Here is a 21,682-nt window from a genome sequence, read left to right on the forward strand (position 1 = left end):
GAAAATGCTCCGGCATTTTCGGGGAGGATTGCGCGCCCGGACGGCCTGAAACCTGGGACTGTCCAGACGCCCTAGTGTGTGGGCTCACCGGCCAGATAGTGTTCCAGCCAATGAATATCGTAGTCGCCGTTGGCGATATCCGGGTTCGAGACGAGATCCTGGAAGAGCGGCAACGTCGTCTTGATGCCGTCCACGACGAATTCGTCGAGCACGCGGCGAAGCCGCATCATGCATTCGACGCGGGTGCGGCCGTGCACGATCAGCTTGCCGATCAGGCTGTCATAATAGGGAGGGATGCGATAGCCCGCATAGGCGCCGGAATCGACGCGCACACCAAGACCGCCGGGCGCATGGAAGAGCGTGATCGTGCCGGGCGAGGGTACGAAGGTGCGCGGGTCTTCCGCGTTGATTCGGCATTCGATGGCGTGACCCTGGAAGGTCACGTCTTCCTGCTTGACGGAAAGCCCGCCGCCGGATGCGACGCGAATCTGCTCATGCACGAGGTCGATGCCGGTAATCGCTTCGGTGACCGGATGCTCCACCTGCAGGCGGGTATTCATTTCGATGAAATAGAACTCGCCATTCTCGTAGAGGAATTCGATCGTGCCGGCACCGCGATATTTCAGCTTCTTCATGGCATCGGCGCAAGTCTGGCCGATCTTCATGCGTTGCTCGACATTGAGGGCGGGGGAGGTCGCCTCTTCCCAGACTTTCTGGTGACGGCGCTGCAGCGAGCAATCGCGCTCACCGAGATGGATGGCGTTGCCTTCGCCATCGCCGACCACCTGGATTTCGATATGGCGCGGCTTTTCGAGATATTTCTCCATGTAGACGGCCGGGTTGCCGAAGGCCGCCGCGGCTTCCGAACGGGCGGTACTTACCGCTTCATCGAGGTCGTCCTCGGTCTTCGCGACCTTCATGCCGCGCCCGCCGCCGCCGGCCGTCGCTTTGATGAGAACGGGAAAACCGATCAGCCTGGCGGTCTCCAGCGCGTCTTCCGGCTTGACTTCGCCGTCCGAGCCGGGAACCACGGGAATACCAAGCTCCATTGCCGTCTGCTTGGCCGTGATCTTGTCGCCCATCAGCCGGATGTGCTCGGCGGTCGGACCGATGAAGGTAATGCCATGCGCTTCGAGGATTTCGGCGAACTTGGCATTTTCCGACAGGAAGCCGTAACCGGGATGAACCGCGTCGGCGCCGGTGATCTCGCAGGCTGCGACGATCTGATGGATGTTCAGATAGCTTTCGCGCGACGGCGGCGGGCCGATGCAGACGCTCTCGTCGGCAAGCCGCACATGCATGGCATCGGCATCTGCCGTGGAATGGACCGCGACGGTCGCAATTCCGAGTTCCTTGCAGGCACGCAGCACGCGAAGTGCGATTTCACCGCGGTTGGCTATGAGGATCTTGGAAATCATGGGGCTTACTCGATGACGACGAGTGACTGGCCATACTCGACCGGCTGAGCGTCGTTGACCAGGATCTCCGTGACCTTGCCGGATCGCGGCGACGGAATCTGGTTCATCGTCTTCATTGCCTCGATAATGAGGAGAGTTTGGCCTTCCTTCACGGTTGCGCCAACCTCTACGAACGGCCGGGCACCCGGTGCCGGCGAGAGGTAGACGGTGCCGACCATCGGCGCCGTGACGGCGTTCTTGTTGTCCTGAGGAGCGGCGACAACCGGCGCAGCAACCGCGGCCGGAGCGGGTGCCTGAGCGAAGGCAGGTCCCGCCGCAATCGGCGCCTGAACGTATTGCATCGCACCGGCGCGGGACACGCGGATGCGCAGATCGTCCTGTTCGACTTCGATCTCGGTGAGGTCGGTATCGTTGAGGATGTTCGCGAGGTCGCGGATCAGTCCCTTGTCGATCCCGTTCTTCTTCTCAGACATGGCAAACCCTATTGTTCTGTTTATCTTGTCACGCGGTTATGGATTTCAAGGCGTGCAGCGCGAGTACGTAGCTCGCGGTGCCAAAACCGCAGATCACGCCCTTCACGGCCGGTGCGATCATCGAATGGTGGCGGAACTCCTCCCGCGCATGGACATTCGAGATATGGAGTTCGACCACCGGCACGGAAATCGCGCGGATGGCGTCATGCAGTGCGATGGAGGTGTGGGTGTAGGCGCCGGCATTGATGGCGATGCCGACGACAGCCTTGTCGCCGGCCTCATGGATCCAATCGACCAGGACACCTTCGTGATTGCTCTGGCGGAAATCGACCTCGAAGCCCAGTTCCCTGCCGGCTGCGATGCAATCGCTCTCTATGTCCTTCAGCGTGCTTCCGCCATAGATGCCGGGTTCGCGCTTTCCCAGCATGTTGAGGTTGGGGCCGTTGAGGACGAAGACCGTTTTGCTCATCAGTAATCTATTGTTCCATCCAGAAATTCAGCGGCCACCTATAGACCGGTGAGACGGCAAGGAAAAGCCCCCGGCTTGCCGAAAGCCGGTGCGTCCACTGCAACGAAAGACCGGAGGGTCGAAAGCCGCCTCAGCAGGTCGCCTTGCCGCAGGCGCGGACATTGGCGACCTTCGCCTCTATCACATCGAGACCGACAGCGCCGAAGACCGCCTCATTGCCGACGATATAGGTAGGCGTTCCGGTGATGCCAATGCTGTTGGCAAGCTGGTAGGCCTGCCGCACCAGGTCGTCATTCGGGTTTTCCACCATCGACTTTCGGATCGCCGCCTCGTCGATGCCGAGAGAGGTTGCCACGGCGATAGCTGTCTCTTCAGAGGCGTGCGCCTGCTCGCCGAGGAGCGCTCGATGGAATTCGGCATATTTGTGCGGTGCAAGCAGGCGGATGGCGTTTGCAACCCGGTGTGCGGCTAGCGAGTCCGGCCCGAGAATCGGGAATTCTTTCAGAATGAAACGGATATTCTTATCCTTGGCCAGGATCTCGTCCATGTCGGAGAGCGCCCGCTTGCAATAGCCGCAATTGTAATCGAAGAACTCGACGATCGTGACGTCGCCCTTCGGATTGCCGAGGGTGATATCGGCCGGCGAGGAGAATATTTCCGTCTTGTTTCCCTCGATGGCTTGGGTGGACTGTGCGACGCGCTGGGCCTGCTGCTTGGCCTCCAGTGCGTTCTGTGCCTCGATCAGGACCTCGGGATTCTGGGTCAGATATTCCCGGATGAATTCGCCCATCTCTTTTTTCTGCTGGTCATCCAGCGCGAGGGCGGGCACGGCGGTGGAAAATGCCAGGGCCGCCATCGAACCGGCAGCAAGCGTCTTGAACAGGCGGGTCATCCATATCCTCATCGGTCGGGGCACACGAATCCGGCGCACCATTGTTTCGGTTTGCGCTGAAAGTAAGCCAGTCGGGCCCTTCAAGAAACTGCAAAATCGTCGCCAAGCGGTTTCGGCCGCGTCACAACTGCGTATGCGGGTTTGATCTCCAGCCGCTGGATGCCCTAAATTGGATTCGTATTCAAGCAGTTGGCGGTGTTTCCGGAATCTCTCTGGTAGGCCGTTGAATCGATTTCTCACCTCGAGGGAGAGGCGGCAGGCCAAATGAAAAACGGCCGCTCACGAGCGACCGTTTTGTGCTATCCGACCCGATGGGCGCGGCTTAGAAGAAGCCGCGGCGCTGCCACCAGCCGGCTTTCTTGGGCTTTGTCGGCTCGCCGTTCGAGGTTGCCGCCTCGGAACTTTTCACGACGGCCTCGGCCGAGGAAGAGATGTTCGAGGCGCGGTTGGCGCGGCTCGGCTTCGCATCGCCGGCATCGGCCTGTTCGACTTCCGACAGAGGGGATTCTTCGGCCGTCGCTTCAGCGGCAGCTTCAGGCTCCACGCCCAACGCAGCCTCGACCTGCTCGACGACAACCTCCACCGGAGCGGTTGCCTCCTCCATAGGGGATGCCTCCGTGTCTGCCGTGGCTGAGGCCTTGCCGCGACGGGAGCGACGTGGCTTGGCGGTGGTTTTGCTGGCCGGAGCCTCTTCCGTCTCGGGGGATGCCTGCACGGCTTCCACAGCGACTTCCTCGGGAGCTTCCATTGCCCCCACGGTTTCACCTTCCTCTGATCCATCGGCTTCCGCACCTTCGTCGGAACCGTTCAGTTCAGGGATTTCGTCGCCGTTACGATTGCGGCGGCCACCACGCTTGCCGCGGCGGCGGCGCTTGCGCTGTGAGCCTTCGTCCCCCTGGTCGTCCGACGTTGCTGTGGTTTCGGGCAAATCGTCCTCACCGTCGTCGCCTTCGTCCTCGTCGGTGATGGCGTCGTCCTCGGAGCCGGTCGGTGCGGCCTGGGCCTCGCCTCCACGGTCACCGTTGCGGCCGCGGCGCCGGCGCCGGCGCTTGCGCTTGCGTCCGCCCTGTTCCTCACCCGGCTGGGCACGGTCCTGGGGAGACGCGGCCTGTACTTCAACTACTTCTTCGTCCTCTTCCTCATCCGACTCGATGACGTAGTCATCCTCATCTTCGACGGGAAGTGCCGCAAGCTGCATCAGGCTTTCGATCTTGACCGGGTTTTCCACCGGTTCGCCTCGGTCGATGGCGAAATGGCTCGAGCCGATGCTGACGTCCGATTCGATGAAGATCGAGACGCCGAAACGTTTCTCGTAATCGGTCACTGTCGCGCGCTTCTGGTTCAGCAGATAGAGCGCGATATCCGGCGTAGTGCGGACGTTGATGTCATGCGTGGTATTTTTGAGCAGATATTCCTCGACACCGCGAAGCACATGCAGGGCGACGGACGACTGTGAGCGCACATGGCCGGTGCCGCCGCAATGCGTGCAGATCTGCGTCGTCGATTCAAGCACGGAAGCGCGAATGCGCTGGCGCGACATTTCGAGCAGGCCGAAATGCGAGATACGACCGACCTGGATGCGGGCGCGATCGTTCTTCAGGCAATCCTTGAGCTTCTTTTCGACGGCGCGATTGTTGCGCTTCTCCTCCATATCGATGAAGTCGATGACGATGAGGCCGGCAAGGTCGCGCAGGCGAAGCTGGCGTGCCACTTCTTCCGCCGCTTCCAGGTTCGTCTGGAGCGCGGTCTCCTCGATCGAATGTTCGCGGGTCGAGCGGCCGGAGTTAACGTCGATGGCGACGAGTGCTTCGGTCTGGTTCATGATGAGGTAGCCGCCGGACTTCAGCGTCACCTGCGGCTGCAGCATTCGGTCGAGCTGTGCTTCGATGCCGGAGCGCGAGAAGATCGGATGCAGGTCGCGATAGGGCTGGACCACCTTGGCATGGCTCGGCATCAGCATCTTCATGAAGTCTTTTGCTTCACGATAGCCTTCCTCGCCGGAAACGATGATCTCGGAAATATCCTTGTTGTAGAGATCGCGGATCGACCGCTTGATCAGCGAACCTTCCTCGTAGACTAGGCATGGGGCGGTCGAATTGAGCGTCAGCGTACGGACGTTTTCCCACAGACGCATCAGGTATTCGAAGTCGCGCTTGATCTCGACGCGGGTACGGTTGGCACCGGCGGTACGCAGGATGACGCCCATGCCTTGCGGCACGTCGAGCTCGCGGGCGATTTCCTTCAGGCGCTTGCGATCCTGCGGGCTGGTGATCTTGCGGGAAATGCCGCCGCCGCGTGCCGTGTTCGGCATCAGTACGGAATATCGGCCGGCAAGCGAGAGGTAGGTGGTGAGCGCTGCGCCCTTGTTGCCGCGTTCCTCCTTGGCAACCTGGACGAGCAGGATCTGGCGGCGCTTGATGACTTCCTGGATGCGGTATTGCTTGCGCGGCTTGCGGACAACGCGGTCCGGAACCTCTTCCATTGCATCTTCGGCGCCGACCGATTCGATCACTTCCTTCTCATGGCCGTCGTCATCGTCGTCGTCATCGTCATCGCGACGATGACGGCTATCGACATCTTCCGAGATCGTATCGGTATCGACCATGGCGGCCATTTCACCGGGCGTGGAGCCTTCGTCGTCGCTATTGGAAACGGTGGCCGTTTCGCCCTCGGACGTTGTGTCTTCGGCGACAGCTTCCACCACCTTCTTGCGGGAGCGGCTGCGCTTCGGCTTCGCCTTCGGCTTTTCCGCCTCTTCGCCGGTTGCTGCCTCTGCTTGGACCGGCTCGGCTTCTTCCGCAACCGTCTCGGCCGGTTGTTCACTCTCGCCCGGTCCGGCGGCGATGCCGATGTCCGGCTGTTCCTCGTTGGCGAGATCGATCACCGGATCGGCAGATTCGGCCTCGGCGATCTTGCGCTGGTCCTCCGCCTCCTGCTGCATTAGGGCCTGACGGTCGGCCAGCGGTATTTGATAATAGTCGGGATGGATCTCGGCGAAAGCCAGAAAACCGTGGCGGTTGCCGCCGTAGTCAACAAAAGCGGCCTGCAGGGAGGGTTCGACCCTCGTCACCTTCGCCAGATAGATATTGCCGCGTATCTGCTTCTTATGTTGTGATTCGAAATCGAACTCTTCGATGCGGTTGCCGCGAACGACGACTACGCGCGTCTCCTCTTCGTGAGACGCGTCGATAAGCATTTTGTCTGCCATTGAAATTCTGCTCCTCGGCGCTGCCGGGGGCGTGCAGGAAAGTCCTTGGTGAGGACTGACCCGTCATGCAAAACGGTCGTTGCGCCGGATAAAGATGTTCCCGTCGGGCGCGGTTGTGGCGGCAACCGGAAAGATGACGGGGCTCCTTGCTCCCTTGATCTTCCCAGGTACTGAAAATTGTGCCGCGACATCAAAAACCAAACGAGAATGACGATACCTAAGGCCCTCGGGCCCGATGAATGTGCTCGGTTATGAGCGGTGGGTGGCACGCCACCCCGGATTGTTCCGGCCACCGCCGGATAGATCGAGTATCAGGAATAAAGTGTAGCGACGGCGGATGACTGTCGGTCTTCGGCGCCGGGTCCTCGTTGCGGCTGGCAGCCAATCGGCAGACTATCCCGTCAACACTTTAACCTTCATGCGCGTTGTATGGTTTATCTGTCACAATAGCAAGGGAAAAGCCAAGTTCGCCATATTCTGGATGGAATTAGGTTTCCTATGGATGGCAAGGAGCAGGCGGTTGATTCGCATCTTTCGACGTGCAAATGCCTTCCGGATCGGACAGTTTGATGCGGGTTAACCGAGGGGCGCCGGGGGCTTTGAATGCAGGTTTCTGTTTGAGGGCGGGCGTGAAGGTAAGTGCAGTGGAAGCCTGCGGCGCGGACCCGAAAGACATTTGGGCGCGAATCGCTGTTGTGTTGCCGCTTCTGATCGGCTTTGTCGCAGCATTCATGCCCGCCTTCGCGCACGCGGCGGCGACGCAACCGCTTCTTGCTTTCAGCGCGCGGGTCGCCGGCGACGATGCGCGCACCCGCATTGTCATCGATTTTGAAAAGAAGCCGGAGTTTTCGGTCCATTACCTCACGGCGCCGGAGCGGGTGATCGTCGATCTGCCGGCGACCGCCTTCGGGTTTCCCGCCGAAGAACTCGCGGCCCGCGGCCTCTTCAAGGACATTCGCTACGGCACGATGGACGAATCGAGCGCCCGTATTGTGCTGACGGCCAAGAAGCCAGTGAAGCTTGTGCTTGCCGAAGCGCAGCCGAACGACAACGGTAGCTATCGCCTGGTACTCGACGCCGAAATGACGTCGAAAGATACCTTTGCCAATCTCGTCAAGACACAAAGCTGGGAAATGCCCATCGAAGCGGTCTCTGATGCGCTCGGGCTAGCCGAGCATGACAATGTCTTCACGGTGGCCGTCGATGCCGGGCATGGGGGGATCGATGCCGGTGCGGCAGGGGCGGGGACCAATACACCGGAAAAGACGATCACGCTTGCCTTTGCCAAGATGCTCGCCGAGCGGTTGAACGAGATCAACGGTATCAAGGCCTTCTTGACGCGCGATGACGATACCTTCCTGTCGCTTTCCGAACGCGTCACGCTCGCGCGCCAGGGGCGTGCGGATCTCTTCGTCTCCCTGCATGCCGACACGCTGGCGCAGAAGGATATCCGCGGTGCGACCGTCTACACGCTTTCCGACAAAGCTTCCGACCGGATGGCGGAAAATCTCGCCGCCCGCGAAAACCTGTCCGACGAGCTTGCCGGCTACAGTATCAAGAGCGGCCCTCCGGAGGTTGCCGATATTCTGCTCGACCTGACGCGCCGGGAGACGCAGGCGTTCTCGATTGCACTCGCCAACAATGTCGTTGAGTCCTTCGAAGGCCAGGTCGGACTCATCAACAATCCGCATCGTTACGCCGGTTTCCAGGTGCTGCGGGCGCCCGACATTCCGTCCGTACTTTTGGAGCTCGGTTTCCTGTCCAACCTGGAGGATGAGAAGTTGCTGCTGGACGAAGGCTGGCGGGAAAAGGTCACCGGTCGACTTGCCGATGCCGTCCGGCGCTATCGGGATCGTGCGCTGGCAAACGGAGGCTGATGCGCGGCTCGCGTGGCTGCACTGCCACAAGCGGCGGCAATGTCGGGCCGTTGGTCGCGGTGGGATGGGATTTGGCGGCTCAAGCCCTATTTTACTCACATTCGGGCGGTTACTCGACGAATATCAAATGCAATGGATGACGGACGATTGATCCGCTTTTGCCTTGCGCTCATGTAATCACCGTGCAAAACGCCTCAATCCGTGCGATGGTGTGTTTCACGCGCCGAAGGAAAGCCGAACGGTAGCTGCGATATGGTCAGATTGATTGGTTATCTCTTTGGATTGGCTTGCGTCCTGTTTTTGGTCGTGGCTGCCGGCGTGGGTATTTATCTCAGCGGGATGACCAAGGATCTGCCGAATTACGAGGTGTTGGCTTCCTACGAGCCGCCGGTGGCCACCCGCGTTCATGCCGGCAACGGCGCACTGATGGCCGAGTACGCCCGGGAGCGGCGGCTCTTTTTGCCGATCCAGGCGGTGCCGGACCGTGTCAAGGCTGCCTTCCTGTCTGCGGAAGACAAGAATTTCTACAATCATCCCGGCATCGACATCACCGGCCTCGGTCGCGCAATCATCACCAACCTGCAGAACCTCGGCTCCGGTCGCCGTCCGGAGGGCGCATCGACCATCACCCAGCAGGTCGCGAAGAACTTTCTGCTCACCTCCGACCAGACGATCGACCGCAAGGTCAAGGAGGCTATCCTCTCCTTCCGCATCGAACAGACCTATTCGAAGGACAAGATCCTCGAACTCTACCTGAACGAGATCTTCTTCGGCCTGAATTCCTACGGCATTGCGGGTGCCGCGCTCACCTATTTCGACAAGTCGGTGACGGAGTTGACGACGGCGGAGGCCGCCTATCTGGCAGCCCTTCCTAAGGGGCCGGCGAATTATCATCCCTTCCGCCGGGAAAAGCAGGCGATCGAGCGCCGCAACTGGGTCATCGATCGCATGGCGGAGAACGGTTACATCACTCAGGCCGATGCGGACGATGCCAAGAAGCAGCCGCTCGGCGTCAAGCCGCGCCGCAGCGGCACCCATCTTTTCGCTTCGGACTTTTTTTCAGAAGAGGTCCGCCGCCAGATCATCGACCGTTACGGCGACAAGGCGCTCTACGAAGGCGGGCTTTCGGTCCGCACCTCGCTCGATCCCGATCTGCAGATTATCGCGCGCCATGCCCTCCAGAACGGTCTTCTCGATTATGACGAGCGTCGCGGCTTCCACGGCCCGATTTCCCAGATCGGCATGACGGGCGATTGGGGGCCGGAACTTGCCAAGCTGCCGTCGCTCCGCGACGTGCCGGAATGGAAGCTTGCGGTCGTTACCGACGTTTCGGCGCAATCAGTTTCAGTCGGCCTGCAGCCGTCCACCGATTCGAACGGCAAGGTCGATCCCGCTCGTGAAACGGGGACGATTGCTGCCGACGACATGAAATGGGCCTTCCGTGACGCGACCGGCGCACGCAAGACGGCGAAGTCGCCGGAGGGCGTGCTGAAGCCGGGCGATGTCGTCTATGTCGAGCCGATTGATGAAGCGGCAAAGACCTACCGGCTGCGCCAGCCGCCGAAAGTGCAGGGCGGTTTCGTGGCGATGGATCCCAATACGGGGCGTGTGCTCGCCATGGTCGGCGGCTTTTCTTATGCGCAGTCGGAATTCAACCGCGCCACGCAGGCGATGCGTCAGCCCGGTTCGTCGTTCAAACCTTTCGTTTATGCGGCAGCGCTTGACAACGGCTACACGCCGGCCTCCGTCATTCTCGACGCGCCGATCGAGGTCGTTACGGGCGGCCAGGTATGGAGACCGGAAAACTATGGCGGCCAGTCAGCCGGCCCATCCACGCTCAGAACAGGCATCGAAAAGTCCCGAAATCAGATGACCGTGCGCCTGGCCCAGGACATGGGCATGGAATTGGTCGCCGAATATGCCGAGCGTTTCGGCATTTACGACAAGATGCTGCCCGTGCTTGCCATGTCGCTCGGTTCCGGCGAGACAACGGTCATGCGTCTGGTCTCGGCCTATGCCGTGATCGCCAATGGCGGCAAGCAGATCAAGCCGACGGTCATCGACCGCATTCAGGATCGCTATGGCAAGACGGTCTTCCGTCATGAGGAGCGCACCTGCGAGGGCTGCAACGCCAACGACTGGGCGAACCAGGAAGAGCCGACCGTGATCGATAATCGCGAGCAGGTTCTCGACCCGATGACCGCTTACCAGATCACATCGATGATGGAAGGTGTTGTTGCTCGTGGTACGGCCGCAGGTAAGATCCCGGTGAAGGACCGTCCCGTCGCCGGCAAGACCGGGACCACCAACGACGAGAAGGATGCCTGGTTCGTAGGCTTCACGCCGAACCTGGTCGCCGGTCTCTATCTCGGCTTCGATACGCCGGCGCCCCTCGGTCGCGGCGGTACGGGTGGTTCGCTCTCCGCGCCGATCTTCGGTCAATTCCTGGCGGAGGCCGCCAAGCTGATGCCGGCGGAAAAGTTCCATGTGCCGGAAGGCATGCAGTTCATCGCCGTCAACCGCAAGACTGGCATGGCGGCCATGGAAGGCGAGCCGGATACGATCGTCGAGGCCTTCAAGCCCGGCACGGGACCGGCCGATGTCTTCCAGGTCATCGGCGAGGGCGAATATATGACCCAGGACCAGATTTTCAACAATTCGCCCCAGGCCCAGCAGGCCGTGACTTCGGGCATGCCGGGTCTCTTCTGATCGTATTCTCGATAGGTCGTATATCGGACGCGGGCTTTACATCCGGGTCCGGTGCAACTATGTCCACGGCACCTTTAAATTCCAAACATAGCGGGTAAGAGCAAGCGCAATGCGTGCGGAAATCATCAATGTAGTCGACGAAATCAAGCAGGCCATAAGCCTGCTGAGGAGGCATCTTTGACTGGGACCAGGCGGTAAGACGGCTGGACTGGTTGAACAACAAGGCAGAGGACCCAAACCTCTGGAACGATGCGGCTGAAGCGCAAAAGCTCATGCGTGAACGTCAGCAGCTCGAGGACGGCATCAGCGGTGTGAAAGTCCTCGAACAGCAGCTCAAGGACAATATCGAGCTCATCGAACTCGGCGAGGAAGAGGGCGACGAATCGGTTGTCCGCGAAGCCGAGGATGCGTTGAAGGCATTGAAGGCCGAGGCGGGCCGGCTCCAGGTCGAGGCGATGCTCTCGGGCGAGGCCGATGGCAACGACACCTACCTGGAAGTCCATTCCGGAGCAGGCGGTACCGAGAGTCAGGACTGGGCCAACATGCTGCTTCGCATGTACATCCGTTGGGCCGAGCAGAACGGCTTCAAGGTCGAGGTGCTGGAAGTCCACGAGGGCGAAGAGGCAGGCATCAAGTCCGCGACGATCCTTGTGAAGGGACACAACGCCTATGGCTGGTTGAAGACCGAATCGGGCGTTCACCGCCTGGTGCGCATCTCGCCCTATGACAGCAATGCGCGCCGGCATACGTCCTTTTCGTCCACCTGGGTCTATCCGGTCGTCGACGACTCGATCAACATCGAGATCAACGAGAGCGATTGCCGCATCGATACCTACCGTTCGTCGGGCGCCGGTGGCCAGCATGTCAATACGACCGACTCTGCGGTGCGCATCACGCACATACCAACCGGTATCGTCGTCGCCTGCCAGCAGGAGCGTTCGCAGCACAAGAACCGTGCCAAGGCGTGGGAAATGCTGCGTGCGCGCATGTATGAAGCGGAGCTGAAGAAGCGCGAGGACGCAGCGAATGCGGAAGCGGCATCCAAGACCGATATCGGCTGGGGTCATCAGATTCGCTCATACGTGCTGCAGCCTTACCAGCTCGTGAAGGATCTGCGCACCGGCGTGGAAAGCACGGCGCCGGGCGATGTGTTGGATGGCGACCTGAACGAATTCATGGAAGCCGCGCTTGCGCACCGCATCAGTGGCAAGCCCGACGTTGCCGTTGCCGACGTAGACTGACGAAATGATTTCAAGCTGATCCGAAAAAGCCCTGTCCGCAGGGCTTTTTTGTGCACGGCATCTGTCGCTGCACGTTCGTTCAAGACATGGGATTTGTCGTCATGCTACCGGTTTCTCGATGGGAGACCGGTCATGGACAACATAGTCACCTTCCTCGGTGCCGCCTTCGCTTTGACCGGTAGTCCCGGGCCGAATACGCTGAGCATCGCAGCGGCAGGGGCCGCTTTCGGGGCACGCCGCAGTCTCGGCTATATGGTCGGATTGCTTGCGGGCATGATTGTCGTGATGAGCGCTGTCGCCGCAGGCTTGACCAGTCTGGTATTGGCCATCCCCAATATGCTGCAGGTTCTGGCGCTCCTGGCGGTCGTCTATTTTCTCTACCTCGCCTGGAAAATAGCGACTGCGCCGCCGATTGGCGAGGAAACCGCAGCGGGGAGGGCTCCGACTTTTCCAGGCGGTGTCTTCCTGTCGCTCGTTAATCCGAAGGCCTATGCCGCGATGGGCGCCTTGTTTTCCGGTTTCACATTGGCCGTCGCCGATCCTGCAACGGACGCATTCTTCAAGATAGCTGTGCTGACGCTCGTGATCGCGGCAGTCAATCTGGCCTGGTTGTCTGCCGGGGCCACGCTGACACGTCTGTTTCGCGATCCTCTGGCCAACCGGATCGTCAACATAATTTTCGCGGCGCTTCTTCTCCTGTCGTTGCTGCCGGCTCTGATCCGGTAGGGAAGCTTGTGCCAGGCAGCCCACGGTTTGTCGCGGAGGGCACCTCTTGATGAAGGTGTTTATCGGCTGCATCGGCGGTACGCCGAACACCTTGCGGCGGGTATCAGGCGAACCTGCCCTTGAGGGAATCAAAACGGCCGGGCTTCATTGGCCCCGGCCGTACTGCTTCGAAAGATTCGCCTTCTATTCCGCCGCGGCCATGGCGCCGGCACGGCTGCGCAGCACGACCAGCGACAGCAGGAAGACGATCGTTGAGCAGATCGCGATGATCGTGATCATCGGCAGCGAGGTGCCGTCGACGAACAGGCCACCAACGCCGACGACGATGGCGGATGTCACGAACTGGATCGTACCCATCATCGCCGAGGCCGTGCCGGCGATCCGCCCGTGATGTTCCAGTGCCAGTACGGCGGCCGTCGGGATGATCATGCCGAGGAAGCCGTAGCCGCCGAACAGGAAGGCCGCCATCACGTCCAGCCTGTCGATACCGAGCGACGTGACGAATGCAAGGGTGACCATCATCGCCGCATAGCCGAGCACAGCACCGCGGATCACCTTCCGGAGCCCGATCTTGCGGGAAAGCCAGCCGTTCAGCTGCGACATGCCGATGAAGGCGACTGCGTTGCAGGAGAAGACGACGCTGTAGAAGGAGGGCGAAAGCCCGTAGTGCTCGATCAGCACGAAGGAGGAATTGGCCACATAGATCATGTAGCTCGACATGCCGAAGGAGGCGATGAAGACGAGCCCGAGATAATAAGGATCCTTAAGCAGGGTCGCATAAGATCGGAGCGCGCTGCCGATACTGCTTTCGCTGCGTGCCGCGGGCAGACGCGTCTCCTCCAGGAAAAACGTCGCGACGACGAGACCGAGAGCGCCCGCGCCGACCATGACCCAGAAGATCAGCCGCCAGTCGCCGAAGACGGTGACGATGCTGCCGGCAAGCGGCGCCAGGATCGGTGAAACGCTGAAGACCAGCATCAGCCGCGACATGAGCTGGGCGGCGGCAGGGCCGGTATGCAGGTCGCGGACGATGGCGCGCGAGATGACGACGCCGGCGCAGGCGCCCGTGCCCTGCAGGAAGCGGAAGGCGATCAGCCAGTCGATCGAAGGCGACAGCGCGCAGCCGATCGCGCCGATGGCATAAAGCATCAGGCCGACATAGAGCGGCCGCTTGCGGCCGAACATGTCGGAAAGGGGACCATAGACGATCTGCGATACCGCCATTGCAGCGAAAAAGGAAATGAGGCTCGCCTGCACCGCGTGGCTGTCGGCGTTGAGGTTGGCGCTGATGGTGGGAAGAGCCGGGAGATACATGTCGAGGGCGAAAAGCCCGATAGCGGAGAGCAGCCCGAGCGATAGGGCATGCGACGGTACTCTGCTTTGCATTGGAAAAAACCTTTCCCGTCACCACATCTGCCGTGATACGACAGGGCGGAAGACGATTATGGGAGATGAATATGAAAGCCGGCCGCGGGCGGGGAAATAGGCTCAGGCAATCATGTAAAACATTTTGGACACAATTGTCCAATTGGTCAAGTGCCTGTATGGTCATGTCATGAAAAATTCGTCTGCCGAACTCACGCACGAAGCCGGGATATGGCCGGCGCCACAGAACAAGCGCCAGGCGATCCTGAATGCCGCGGCCGATGTTTTTGCCGAGCAGGGCTTTGCCGGCGCAAGCATCGACGCGATTGCGGCAAGGGCAGGGGTCTCGCGCCAGACGATTTATAACCAGTTGGGCGACAAGGATAATTTGTTCAAGGTCGTGGTATCGGACATTACCGATCGCTCCAGCGCCGGTTTCTTCCGCGTGCTCGATACATTTCCCGTCGCACCACAGGATCTCGAAAAGGAGCTGGCGCTGTTTTCGGCGCAGCTCTTGCGCAAGGCACTGTGCGATCCGAACGGTCGTTGGCTGCGCAAGCTGGTGGAGACGGAAGGCGCGCGCTTCCCAGGGCTTTTCGAGACCTGGAAGGAATACGGACCGGGCAAGAAATATCCCGCGATTGCCGCGCGACTCGCCCAGCTTGCCCATGCAGGGTATCTCGAAATCGACGATCCGGGACTGGCGGCTCGTCAGTATATGGCGCTTCTGGCAACCGACCTGCGCTACGATCAGCAGATCGGCCGACAGACGCCGGAATCGGAAATCGATCGCATGGCGTCGGATGCGACGCGTACTTTTCTGCGCGCATTCGCCCGCAAGCGCTGAGATTTCAGTTATTGAACTGTTCGGCGAGAATTCGGTCGGACCAGGAATGGTTTGGATCGGAGAGGATGCGCGCGGTAATGTCCGTCGATTGCGCCACGCGTACATGCAGGACCGACTTGACTTCCGCATTGTCGGCCACCGCGTTGACGGGGCGTTTTTCCGGTTCGAGGATGTCGATGTCGACGCAGACATGGTTCGGCAGCAGTGCGCCTCGCCAGCGCCTCGGCCTGAATGCCGAGACCGGAGTCATGGCAAGCAGCGGCGCCTCGAGCGGCAGAATTGGGCCATGGGCGGAGAGATTGTAGGCGGTGGAGCCAGCCGGCGTCGCGATCATCAGGCCGTCGCAGATGAGTTCTTCCAGCCTCACATGGCCGTCTATCACGACCTTCAGCTTCGCCGCCTGATATGACTGCCGGAAGAGATAGACCTCGTTGATGGCAAGTGCGACGGATGTCGAGCCGTCCTCGTTGGTGGTCGTCATCTTGAGCGGATGGAATTCGTTCTCGATCGCGTCGCCGATCCGCTCGTCGAGCTTTTCAGTGCGGTAATCGTTCATCAGGAAGCCGACCGAGCCGCAATTCATGCCATAGACGCTCTTTCCCGTATTGATCGTCTCGTGCAACGTCTGGAGCATGAAACCGTCGCCGCCGAGCGCCACGATCACATCGGCCTCCGCAGTCGGGACGTTGCCATAGAGGCGCACGAGCTCTTCGAGGCCGGATTGCGCCTCCGGTGTTGCGGAAGCGATGAAGGCGAGCTTTTTCGGCTGGGGCGACATGAAAGGACCTTTAACGGTGTCGCCGACTGACGCGGCGCGCAACGGATGCTCTAACCAGGTGAGCTAACACGGCCCGGTGAGGAGGGCCGTGCCGGCGGGACGGTCTTAGGTACAGGAAAAACCGGGTTCCGGACAAGCGCCTTGCGTCGTTGGAACGTGCCGCGGCGGCGCGAGCGGAATGGAAGGTTGATCTGATCGCGACGTTTTTCCCTTTACAGGAAGGAAAAATCTGCTAACTCCCCGTTTCGAAAGTGCCCTTGTAGCTCAGTTGGTAGAGCACCTGATTTGTAATCAGGGGGTCGCGGGTTCGAACCCTGCCGGGGGCACCAGTCATTTCAGGCTTTTTCGCTGCTTCCACACCTCTCGGAAAATCTCGGGGGCACAATGGGGGCAAAAGCAGTGGTCGAGACCACCTCCGAACTCCAGAAATTTCTATCCACTCAGTTCCGGTTCGATGCTGATCTCAGCGAAAAGCTGATTGAGCTGACCCCGCCCTGCAAAGCGTTGCTGGAGCAGTACGATACAGTGATGATGACGGCCGGCGGTGCTGAGGCTGCCGTGGTCGCGTCTTTGGAGGCGGCGGCGAATCGCTTCCTGCGGAGCAACCTCAAGCCGAATAGCAAAGTCAGCCAGAAAGCCACCCTTGAAGCGATCGAGCGTCACAGTCAGGCCCTAATAAGCCTCCTGACGTCGTCAGCGATAGATGGCTCTATCGCTGACCCTTTTCGGAATCAGATAAGGAACGAATTGACGTGATTGGGCAATAAGACGGGAGTTCTCACGGTTCGAAATGAGAAAGACGTATGGGGTGCGGCGGGGCGCCTAATATATCATATGATCCAGTTCGGCATCTCTGAAGCAGGTGAAGCAGAATATCTGGTAAACATGAGAAATGCCTTCTGTTGGGGGTACAACTCCTTCGATCTTTCCACGCTCCCACAAAACGAATACGATCATCTCACTCGCCTATTCCAACAATGTCTTGATGTTCGCGCCTATGCTCCACTGGGCTATCCCGCTGATGAGATGGAAAGTTCTCTTAGGGATCGGATTGCTCGGACGCGTGAATTGCAGGGCCGACGACTACCGCATTGACTGTTTTGGGGGAATTTCCTTTCGCCCCTGTTCTAATTCGGCAGGGAAGCAAAATATTACCTGACACTTTCAATTCTCGCAGTTTGAAAACCGTGTTCTTCTGTCCCTCGAAATGGAGATCAGAGGGTCACGAGAATGCCGCTTATCGCTACCAGACAGCGCAGGCAGAAAGATCCGATCGTTTCGATCATGCTGAACGGCGGCCGGGTGTTCGAGACGACCGATATAGCAACGCGAAGTGGCTTTAAGTTTGAAAGGGCTCGCCATCGCCTAACCACCGCCCATCGAGGAGGGCTAGAGGCCTGCGGCTTTGCGCAGCGCTTCGTTCATTCGGCTCTGCCAGCCTTTGCCCGTTGCCTTGTAATGGTCGATGATATCCGGATCGAGACGCAGAGATACATGCTTGCGAGGCTTCTCAATCGGAGGTCTCCCGCGTCTAGCCCTCTCCCGGTCGATACTTGCGGCAAGATGGGGCAGGGCTTCCCGGAACGGCTTCGCCTTCGCAAGCTCCTCATTGGTCGCTTCCGGCGCATCCGGGTCGGATGCAATCATCCGTTGGATTTCGGCCTCTTCCTCTTTGGTGAGGGGCCTCTTCGATGAAAACTTAGTAGCCATGGACTTTCCTTTCCTTGCTGCTTGCCGGCCGCATTGAAATGACGGAGATGGCTTCGGAGCCAAGCGGCGTGAAGATCACGGCGATGACGATCATGCCCCTGAATTCACCGATGGCCTTAAGCCGATCCTCCCGTGAGGGGATGATGGTGGAGGCCTCGAAGAAATCCATATCGAGATCGGCAAAGTCGAGGCCGAAGTGCTTTTCGATATTGGTCAGGCGCTTGTGTTCATCGTAAGTGATCTCCATGATTTTGTGTAGCACATTTAATGTGTCGCGCCAAGGATAAAAGTGCTACAGAAAATGCAAGGCAGCTCCTCAGGCGAGCATCAGTGAGAGAATGGCAAGGCCCACGATATTCAGCGAGGAATTGGCGGACACAGCAGCGGAGTTTCCTTCGGTTCCCAAACCGCAGCCAGCGCTGGTGATTTATCCAAGCATATCTCTCTGTGGGGTACTCAATACGGCTTTAACGTTACCGGAAATTCGCTGAAAGGCGGTGCGGTCATGACCAGTTGTACCCTCCTCGAAGCGACCGATACCATAAGGCGGAATGGAACGCTTACCTCGCGAAATCCCTGGACGACGACAAAGCCCTGTACTTCTGCGAAGGATCGCTCGATGTTCGTGAGACATGGGAGCCGCCTGCGGAGTGCCGGATGGAGGCCAGCGCCGCTCTCGAGACGCGCTCGAAACGTACGAGGTCGGTGACACCGCCGTCATCCCCCAATGATGAAAGCCACGCTCGGTTGGCTGGAACTGGAAGCACGGCGGAGGGCAGCAGAATGAAAAATCGAAAGTGCCGAGGCGGGACGAAATGTCCGGGCACAGTCGTCCGATTTTGCCGCTACCCGTCACTCGAATTGTTGAAACAGGTAACGAGCTTAGGCTGGGGGCAAACGCTCAGGCCCGCTACACGGCTTACAGGAAGCAGAAGCTCCCCAAGCTGGATGAGAGGAACTTGCGGCAGACCCATCTGCTGACGGCCGGATGCAAAAAAATGGCCCGTTATAGAGCGGGCCAAGTGGAGTGACTAGGAAAGTACAGGCTTAACTCTTGCCGTCCATGAACGTTCCCGATCGCATCCTTCAAAATGGTGCCTTCAGATACTTCTAAGGAACCGTGGAGTGATCTGCGTTGTTCTGCTTCTATAACCAGGAGGAAGCGTCATGAAGACAATTTCTTTGCTTTCAGTCTCCATCGGGGTTGCTGCTTTCACGTTCCAGCCGAGCTTTGCAGACTGTGTGGACGTAACCGGGTCTGTGAATAAGGAAGCGCGCAGCGGCATCGCCAAGGATGGTACTCAAGCCCCCTTGGAAAGCGGCGCCGTTACGGGAACGCGGACGGAGTCTCCGACCGGGACGACAACGACCAGCGCAGATGCTGGCGGCAATGCTCCTCAAAAAGATGGCCGAGCAATGCCGATGGGTGAGAGCCCCAATCTTGCTACATCTAACCAGGACGTTGTCTCGCAACAAAAGGGTGGTGAAACGGCCGCAGCGACTGCCACAAAAGATAAGTGCAATTGATCTCGGACGGACGCCTTCGTCCGGGATAAAGTATCATTGAACAAAATGATGCAGGTCTATCTGTTGGGCCCAAGGTCTGATTGGGGCGGGCAAAGGTCGGATTGCAGGAACGGCGCCGCGGGGTTCTTGTTCGGAGGGCGCAGTTGTTGGAGGTTCCCATGAAAGATCGTATCTATCGCGCCCGCTGGACAATTTATCCGGTGCTTAGTGGCGTTGTCGGCTTTGCTTTAGCGGCCGTAGTAAACGGCTTCTGATCGGGTGATTTCAGCCACGATTGGCATGCTCACCGAATCTGAAACAAGGACGGCCGGGGGCTCCACCTATCCCGGCCGTCTGCATCTCATCGGAACCTCTGCCCCAGAGAAATGCGCGGCCAATAGAAATGCAGAGCAGGGGCAAAGCAACCTTGGCGGTGAGCCGACCACCCGGAGTGCTCTAGAGCCGCCAGTTTGCCAGTCAGAGAGTGTTCCCAAGCCTGTTGTGGCGCCCGCTGGCGGAGCATCGAAACCGGCTCGCGAGGCTGGCGACTAGACGAATGGGCTTCTCTCCATCGCGAAGGAAACGAGCTCATGCCGGCCGCTGCGCAAATTTAGGTGAACCAGACATAAAGAAGCAGAGCGATGGCGGCGAGGGTGAGTGTCGCGCCGTATTTCTTGGCGCGCGCTTCGGCGACTCGTTGAATATCCCATTCGTAGATCATGCGGCCCCTCATCAAATCGGATACCGATATTTTAGGTGTGGCTACTTGAGTGAGGCTGGATATAGTGGACTCGGCGTATGCCATGGGCAGCGTACGCCGAGCCGCCGCAGGGGGGGTATCCGTGGGGGCGGACCTGCGGCGTCGGGACTGTCCGGCACGCCGCTCTATGGTTCCAGTTCCGTTAGCGAACATGGCTAACGTATCGTGAATACCCACAGGCTGCGTGCCGGGACAGGACAGCGTTACCGCACGCTTGCAGTTCTCATGTGGCGGCGATACGGTTCTTTACCGCTCATGGCGATCAGATGGAGGGATGAGCGGCGATGACTGGAATTCCGACGATGGCCGACGAGCCGTTCTCCGTCTCCTCGGCATGCCGAGCTCGATAAGCCGCCGGCAAGAGTTTTACTGTGAAATGAGTCTTTGGAATCGAATTCTCATTGATCGGCTTCAAGGTTCTGATTTTCTTGAGAAAAACCCTTGTGTGCGCTGCATATTCTTCAAGCGACTGGACCGTGTTTCCCGGTTGGTCACGGCGACGCTAAAGAACTGATATAAAACTGTCACAAAACTGTTATGTAGCCCCTGTAGAGGGGAGGCGGCGCCAGAGCGTCAATCGGAATTCTACGGGAGAAAATCCATGAAGAAGTATCTAGGAAGCTGCGCAGTCGCCGCAATTCTGCTGGCCACCGCGGGCGTCGCAACTGCTCGCGATCAGATCCAGATCGCCGGCTCCTCCACCGTCCTTCCCTACGCGTCGATCGTTGCTGAAGCCTTCGGTGAAAACACCGACTTCCCCACTCCGGTCGTTGAATCCGGTGGCTCGGGCGCCGGCCGCAAGAAGCTGTGCGAAGGCGTGGGCGAGAACACCATTGATATCGCCAACTCCTCCTCGCGCATCAGCAAGGCTGACATCGAACTCTGCGCCAAGAACGGCGTTGCTGAAATCCAGGAAGTCCGGATCGGCTACGACGGCATCGTCTTCGCCTCGGACATCAATGGTCCGGAATATGCCTTTACCCAGGCTGACTGGCACGCCGCGCTTGCCGCCAAGGTTGTGAAGGATGGCAAGTTGGTCGACAACCCCAACAAAGCCTGGAACGAAATTCGCGCCGACCTTCCGGCACAGCCGATCCTCGCCTTCATTCCGGGCACCAAGCACGGTACCCGTGAAGTGTTCGATGAAAAGGTCATCATCGACGGCTGCAAGGAAGACGGCACCTACGACGCTCATCTGGCTGCCAACAATGGTGACAAGGCCGCAGCAACCAAGGCTTGCATGGCGCTGCGCACCGATGGTGTCTCGATCGATATCGACGGTGATTACACCGAGACGCTCGCCCGCGTTGCCGCCAACAAGAACGGCATCGGCGTGTTCGGCCTGTCTTTCTACCAGAACAACACCGACAAGCTGCGCGTAGGCACGATGTCCGGCATCATGCCTTCGGTCGAGACGATCGCCAAGGGCGAGTACCCGGTTTCCCGCCCGCTCTATTTCTACGTCAAGAACGCGCATCTGGACGTGGTCCCGGGCCTGCAGGACTATATCGAGTTCTTCGTTTCCGACGACATGGCTGGCCCGAACGGTCCGCTGGCGGCCTACGGTCTGGTTTCCGATCCGGAACTGGCCAAGACCCAGGCTGCCGTCAAGGCACGCACTCCGATGGGGCCGCTGAACTAATTCAGACGCCGTTCCGGCGGCGCGTACGCGCCGCCGGTCTCTTTTCGCTTGATGGGTGGCG

General features: G+C 59.5%; 17 protein-coding genes and 1 tRNA gene. 9 read left to right on the top strand and 9 right to left on the bottom strand.

The genetic code is table 11. The annotated features are described in order from the left end of the window. Window positions 1-71: 71 nt before the first annotated feature. From accC to QEO92_RS06865, 5 genes are all read right to left on the bottom strand, one after another. Complete coding sequence (gene accC / locus QEO92_RS06845) at window positions 72-1,418, bottom strand: acetyl-CoA carboxylase biotin carboxylase subunit (RefSeq protein WP_037150085.1); 1,347 nt, start codon at window positions 1,416-1,418, stop codon at window positions 72-74. Window positions 1,419-1,423: 5 nt separating this feature from the next. After that, window positions 1,424-1,891, bottom strand: a complete 468-nt coding sequence (accB, locus tag QEO92_RS06850; protein WP_227702569.1) for an acetyl-CoA carboxylase biotin carboxyl carrier protein — start codon at window positions 1,889-1,891, stop codon at window positions 1,424-1,426. 28 nt (window positions 1,892-1,919) lie between these two features. Further along, window positions 1,920-2,360 carry a type II 3-dehydroquinate dehydratase gene (aroQ, locus tag QEO92_RS06855; RefSeq protein WP_037150081.1) on the bottom strand — a complete coding sequence of 147 codons (441 nt, stop codon included), beginning with the start codon at window positions 2,358-2,360 and terminating at the stop codon, window positions 1,920-1,922. Between the two features lie 130 nt (window positions 2,361-2,490). Then, a complete protein-coding gene (locus QEO92_RS06860) occupies window positions 2,491-3,252 on the bottom strand; it encodes a DsbA family protein (protein WP_037150078.1) in 762 nt (253 codons plus the stop codon). A gap of 322 nt (window positions 3,253-3,574) precedes the next feature. Continuing rightward, entirely contained in the window at window positions 3,575-6,460 is a 2,886-nt protein-coding gene (locus tag QEO92_RS06865) for an Rne/Rng family ribonuclease (protein WP_227702570.1), read from the bottom strand. Between the two features lie 731 nt (window positions 6,461-7,191). Between QEO92_RS06865 and QEO92_RS06870 the strand changes: the two genes are divergently transcribed. The 4 genes from QEO92_RS06870 (at window position 7,192) to QEO92_RS06885 (ending at window position 13,013) form a co-directional block, all read left to right on the top strand. Next, on the top strand, window positions 7,192-8,337 hold the full coding sequence (locus QEO92_RS06870) for an N-acetylmuramoyl-L-alanine amidase (RefSeq protein ID WP_152601112.1): 1,146 nt from the start codon (window positions 7,192-7,194) through the stop codon (window positions 8,335-8,337). A 252-nt stretch (window positions 8,338-8,589) separates the two neighbouring features. Then, a complete protein-coding gene (locus QEO92_RS06875) occupies window positions 8,590-11,046 on the top strand; it encodes a penicillin-binding protein 1A (protein WP_227702571.1) in 2,457 nt (818 codons plus the stop codon). Window positions 11,047-11,155: 109 nt separating this feature from the next. Beyond that, window positions 11,156-12,287, top strand: a protein-coding gene (prfB, locus tag QEO92_RS06880) for a peptide chain release factor 2 (RefSeq protein WP_161784755.1) whose coding sequence is annotated in 2 segments (ribosomal slippage) — window positions 11,156-11,224 and window positions 11,226-12,287 — 1,131 coding nt in all. Because the reading frame shifts where the segments join, the coding sequence is not laid out codon by codon here. A 132-nt stretch (window positions 12,288-12,419) separates the two neighbouring features. Next, complete coding sequence (locus QEO92_RS06885) at window positions 12,420-13,013, top strand: LysE family translocator (protein WP_037150061.1); 594 nt, start codon at window positions 12,420-12,422, stop codon at window positions 13,011-13,013. 183 nt (window positions 13,014-13,196) lie between these two features. On the opposite strand, the gene QEO92_RS06890 is transcribed toward QEO92_RS06885, so the two are convergent. Then, on the bottom strand, window positions 13,197-14,399 hold the full coding sequence (locus QEO92_RS06890) for a multidrug effflux MFS transporter (protein ID WP_037150059.1): 1,203 nt from the start codon (window positions 14,397-14,399) through the stop codon (window positions 13,197-13,199). 169 nt (window positions 14,400-14,568) lie between these two features. Here QEO92_RS06890 and QEO92_RS06895 point away from each other — a divergent pair, with 169 nt between their 5' ends. After that, entirely contained in the window at window positions 14,569-15,225 is a 657-nt protein-coding gene (locus QEO92_RS06895) for a TetR/AcrR family transcriptional regulator (protein ID WP_052182831.1), read from the top strand. A 4-nt stretch (window positions 15,226-15,229) separates the two neighbouring features. On the opposite strand, the gene QEO92_RS06900 is transcribed toward QEO92_RS06895, so the two are convergent. Next, on the bottom strand, window positions 15,230-16,003 hold the full coding sequence (locus tag QEO92_RS06900; RefSeq protein ID WP_037150056.1) for an NAD kinase: 774 nt from the start codon (window positions 16,001-16,003) through the stop codon (window positions 15,230-15,232). Window positions 16,004-16,256: 253 nt separating this feature from the next. Here QEO92_RS06900 and QEO92_RS06905 point away from each other — a divergent pair. Both QEO92_RS06905 and QEO92_RS06910 read left to right on the top strand, forming a co-directional pair. Continuing rightward, window positions 16,257-16,332: transfer RNA gene (locus QEO92_RS06905), tRNA-Thr, on the top strand. Between the two features lie 70 nt (window positions 16,333-16,402). After that, the gene (locus QEO92_RS06910) at window positions 16,403-16,759 is read left to right on the top strand and encodes a hypothetical protein (RefSeq protein WP_200883942.1); all 357 of its coding nucleotides are present in this window, start codon (window positions 16,403-16,405) and stop codon (window positions 16,757-16,759) included. 633 nt (window positions 16,760-17,392) lie between these two features. Here QEO92_RS06910 and QEO92_RS06915 read toward each other — a convergent pair. Together QEO92_RS06915 and QEO92_RS06920 are read right to left on the bottom strand one after the other, a co-directional pair. Next, complete coding sequence (locus tag QEO92_RS06915) at window positions 17,393-17,713, bottom strand: BrnA antitoxin family protein (RefSeq protein WP_037150054.1); 321 nt, start codon at window positions 17,711-17,713, stop codon at window positions 17,393-17,395. Continuing rightward, window positions 17,703-17,960 carry a BrnT family toxin gene (locus QEO92_RS06920; RefSeq protein ID WP_037150051.1) on the bottom strand — a complete coding sequence of 86 codons (258 nt, stop codon included), beginning with the start codon at window positions 17,958-17,960 and terminating at the stop codon, window positions 17,703-17,705. The genes QEO92_RS06915 and QEO92_RS06920 overlap by 11 nt, the downstream gene beginning before the upstream one ends. A gap of 920 nt (window positions 17,961-18,880) precedes the next feature. Here QEO92_RS06920 and QEO92_RS06925 point away from each other — a divergent pair. Then, the gene (locus QEO92_RS06925; RefSeq protein WP_052182821.1) at window positions 18,881-19,240 is read left to right on the top strand and encodes a hypothetical protein; all 360 of its coding nucleotides are present in this window, start codon (window positions 18,881-18,883) and stop codon (window positions 19,238-19,240) included. 1,340 nt (window positions 19,241-20,580) lie between these two features. Further along, on the top strand, window positions 20,581-21,621 hold the full coding sequence (locus QEO92_RS06930) for a substrate-binding domain-containing protein (RefSeq protein WP_037150045.1): 1,041 nt from the start codon (window positions 20,581-20,583) through the stop codon (window positions 21,619-21,621). Window positions 21,622-21,682 lie beyond the last annotated feature (61 nt).

This window comes from Neorhizobium petrolearium (assembly GCF_029854435.1).
Taxonomy (GTDB): domain Bacteria; phylum Pseudomonadota; class Alphaproteobacteria; order Rhizobiales; family Rhizobiaceae; genus Neorhizobium; species Neorhizobium petrolearium.

Coding starts and splice junctions, on each gene's coding strand:
- accC (WP_037150085.1), bottom strand. CDS start 1,418: ATGATTTCCAAGATCCTCATAGCCAACCGCGGTGAAATCGCACTTCGC.
- accB (WP_227702569.1), bottom strand. CDS start 1,891: ATGTCTGAGAAGAAGAACGGGATCGACAAGGGACTGATCCGCGACCTC.
- aroQ (WP_037150081.1), bottom strand. CDS start 2,360: ATGAGCAAAACGGTCTTCGTCCTCAACGGCCCCAACCTCAACATGCTG.
- QEO92_RS06860 (WP_037150078.1), bottom strand. CDS start 3,252: ATGACCCGCCTGTTCAAGACGCTTGCTGCCGGTTCGATGGCGGCCCTG.
- QEO92_RS06865 (WP_227702570.1), bottom strand. CDS start 6,460: ATGGCAGACAAAATGCTTATCGACGCGTCTCACGAAGAGGAGACGCGC.
- QEO92_RS06870 (WP_152601112.1), top strand. CDS start 7,192: ATGCCCGCCTTCGCGCACGCGGCGGCGACGCAACCGCTTCTTGCTTTC.
- QEO92_RS06875 (WP_227702571.1), top strand. CDS start 8,590: ATGGTCAGATTGATTGGTTATCTCTTTGGATTGGCTTGCGTCCTGTTT.
- QEO92_RS06885 (WP_037150061.1), top strand. CDS start 12,420: ATGGACAACATAGTCACCTTCCTCGGTGCCGCCTTCGCTTTGACCGGT.
- QEO92_RS06890 (WP_037150059.1), bottom strand. CDS start 14,399: ATGCAAAGCAGAGTACCGTCGCATGCCCTATCGCTCGGGCTGCTCTCC.
- QEO92_RS06895 (WP_052182831.1), top strand. CDS start 14,569: ATGAAAAATTCGTCTGCCGAACTCACGCACGAAGCCGGGATATGGCCG.
- QEO92_RS06900 (WP_037150056.1), bottom strand. CDS start 16,003: ATGTCGCCCCAGCCGAAAAAGCTCGCCTTCATCGCTTCCGCAACACCG.
- QEO92_RS06915 (WP_037150054.1), bottom strand. CDS start 17,713: ATGGCTACTAAGTTTTCATCGAAGAGGCCCCTCACCAAAGAGGAAGAG.
- QEO92_RS06920 (WP_037150051.1), bottom strand. CDS start 17,960: ATGGAGATCACTTACGATGAACACAAGCGCCTGACCAATATCGAAAAG.
- QEO92_RS06925 (WP_052182821.1), top strand. CDS start 18,881: ATGAAGACAATTTCTTTGCTTTCAGTCTCCATCGGGGTTGCTGCTTTC.
- QEO92_RS06930 (WP_037150045.1), top strand. CDS start 20,581: ATGAAGAAGTATCTAGGAAGCTGCGCAGTCGCCGCAATTCTGCTGGCC.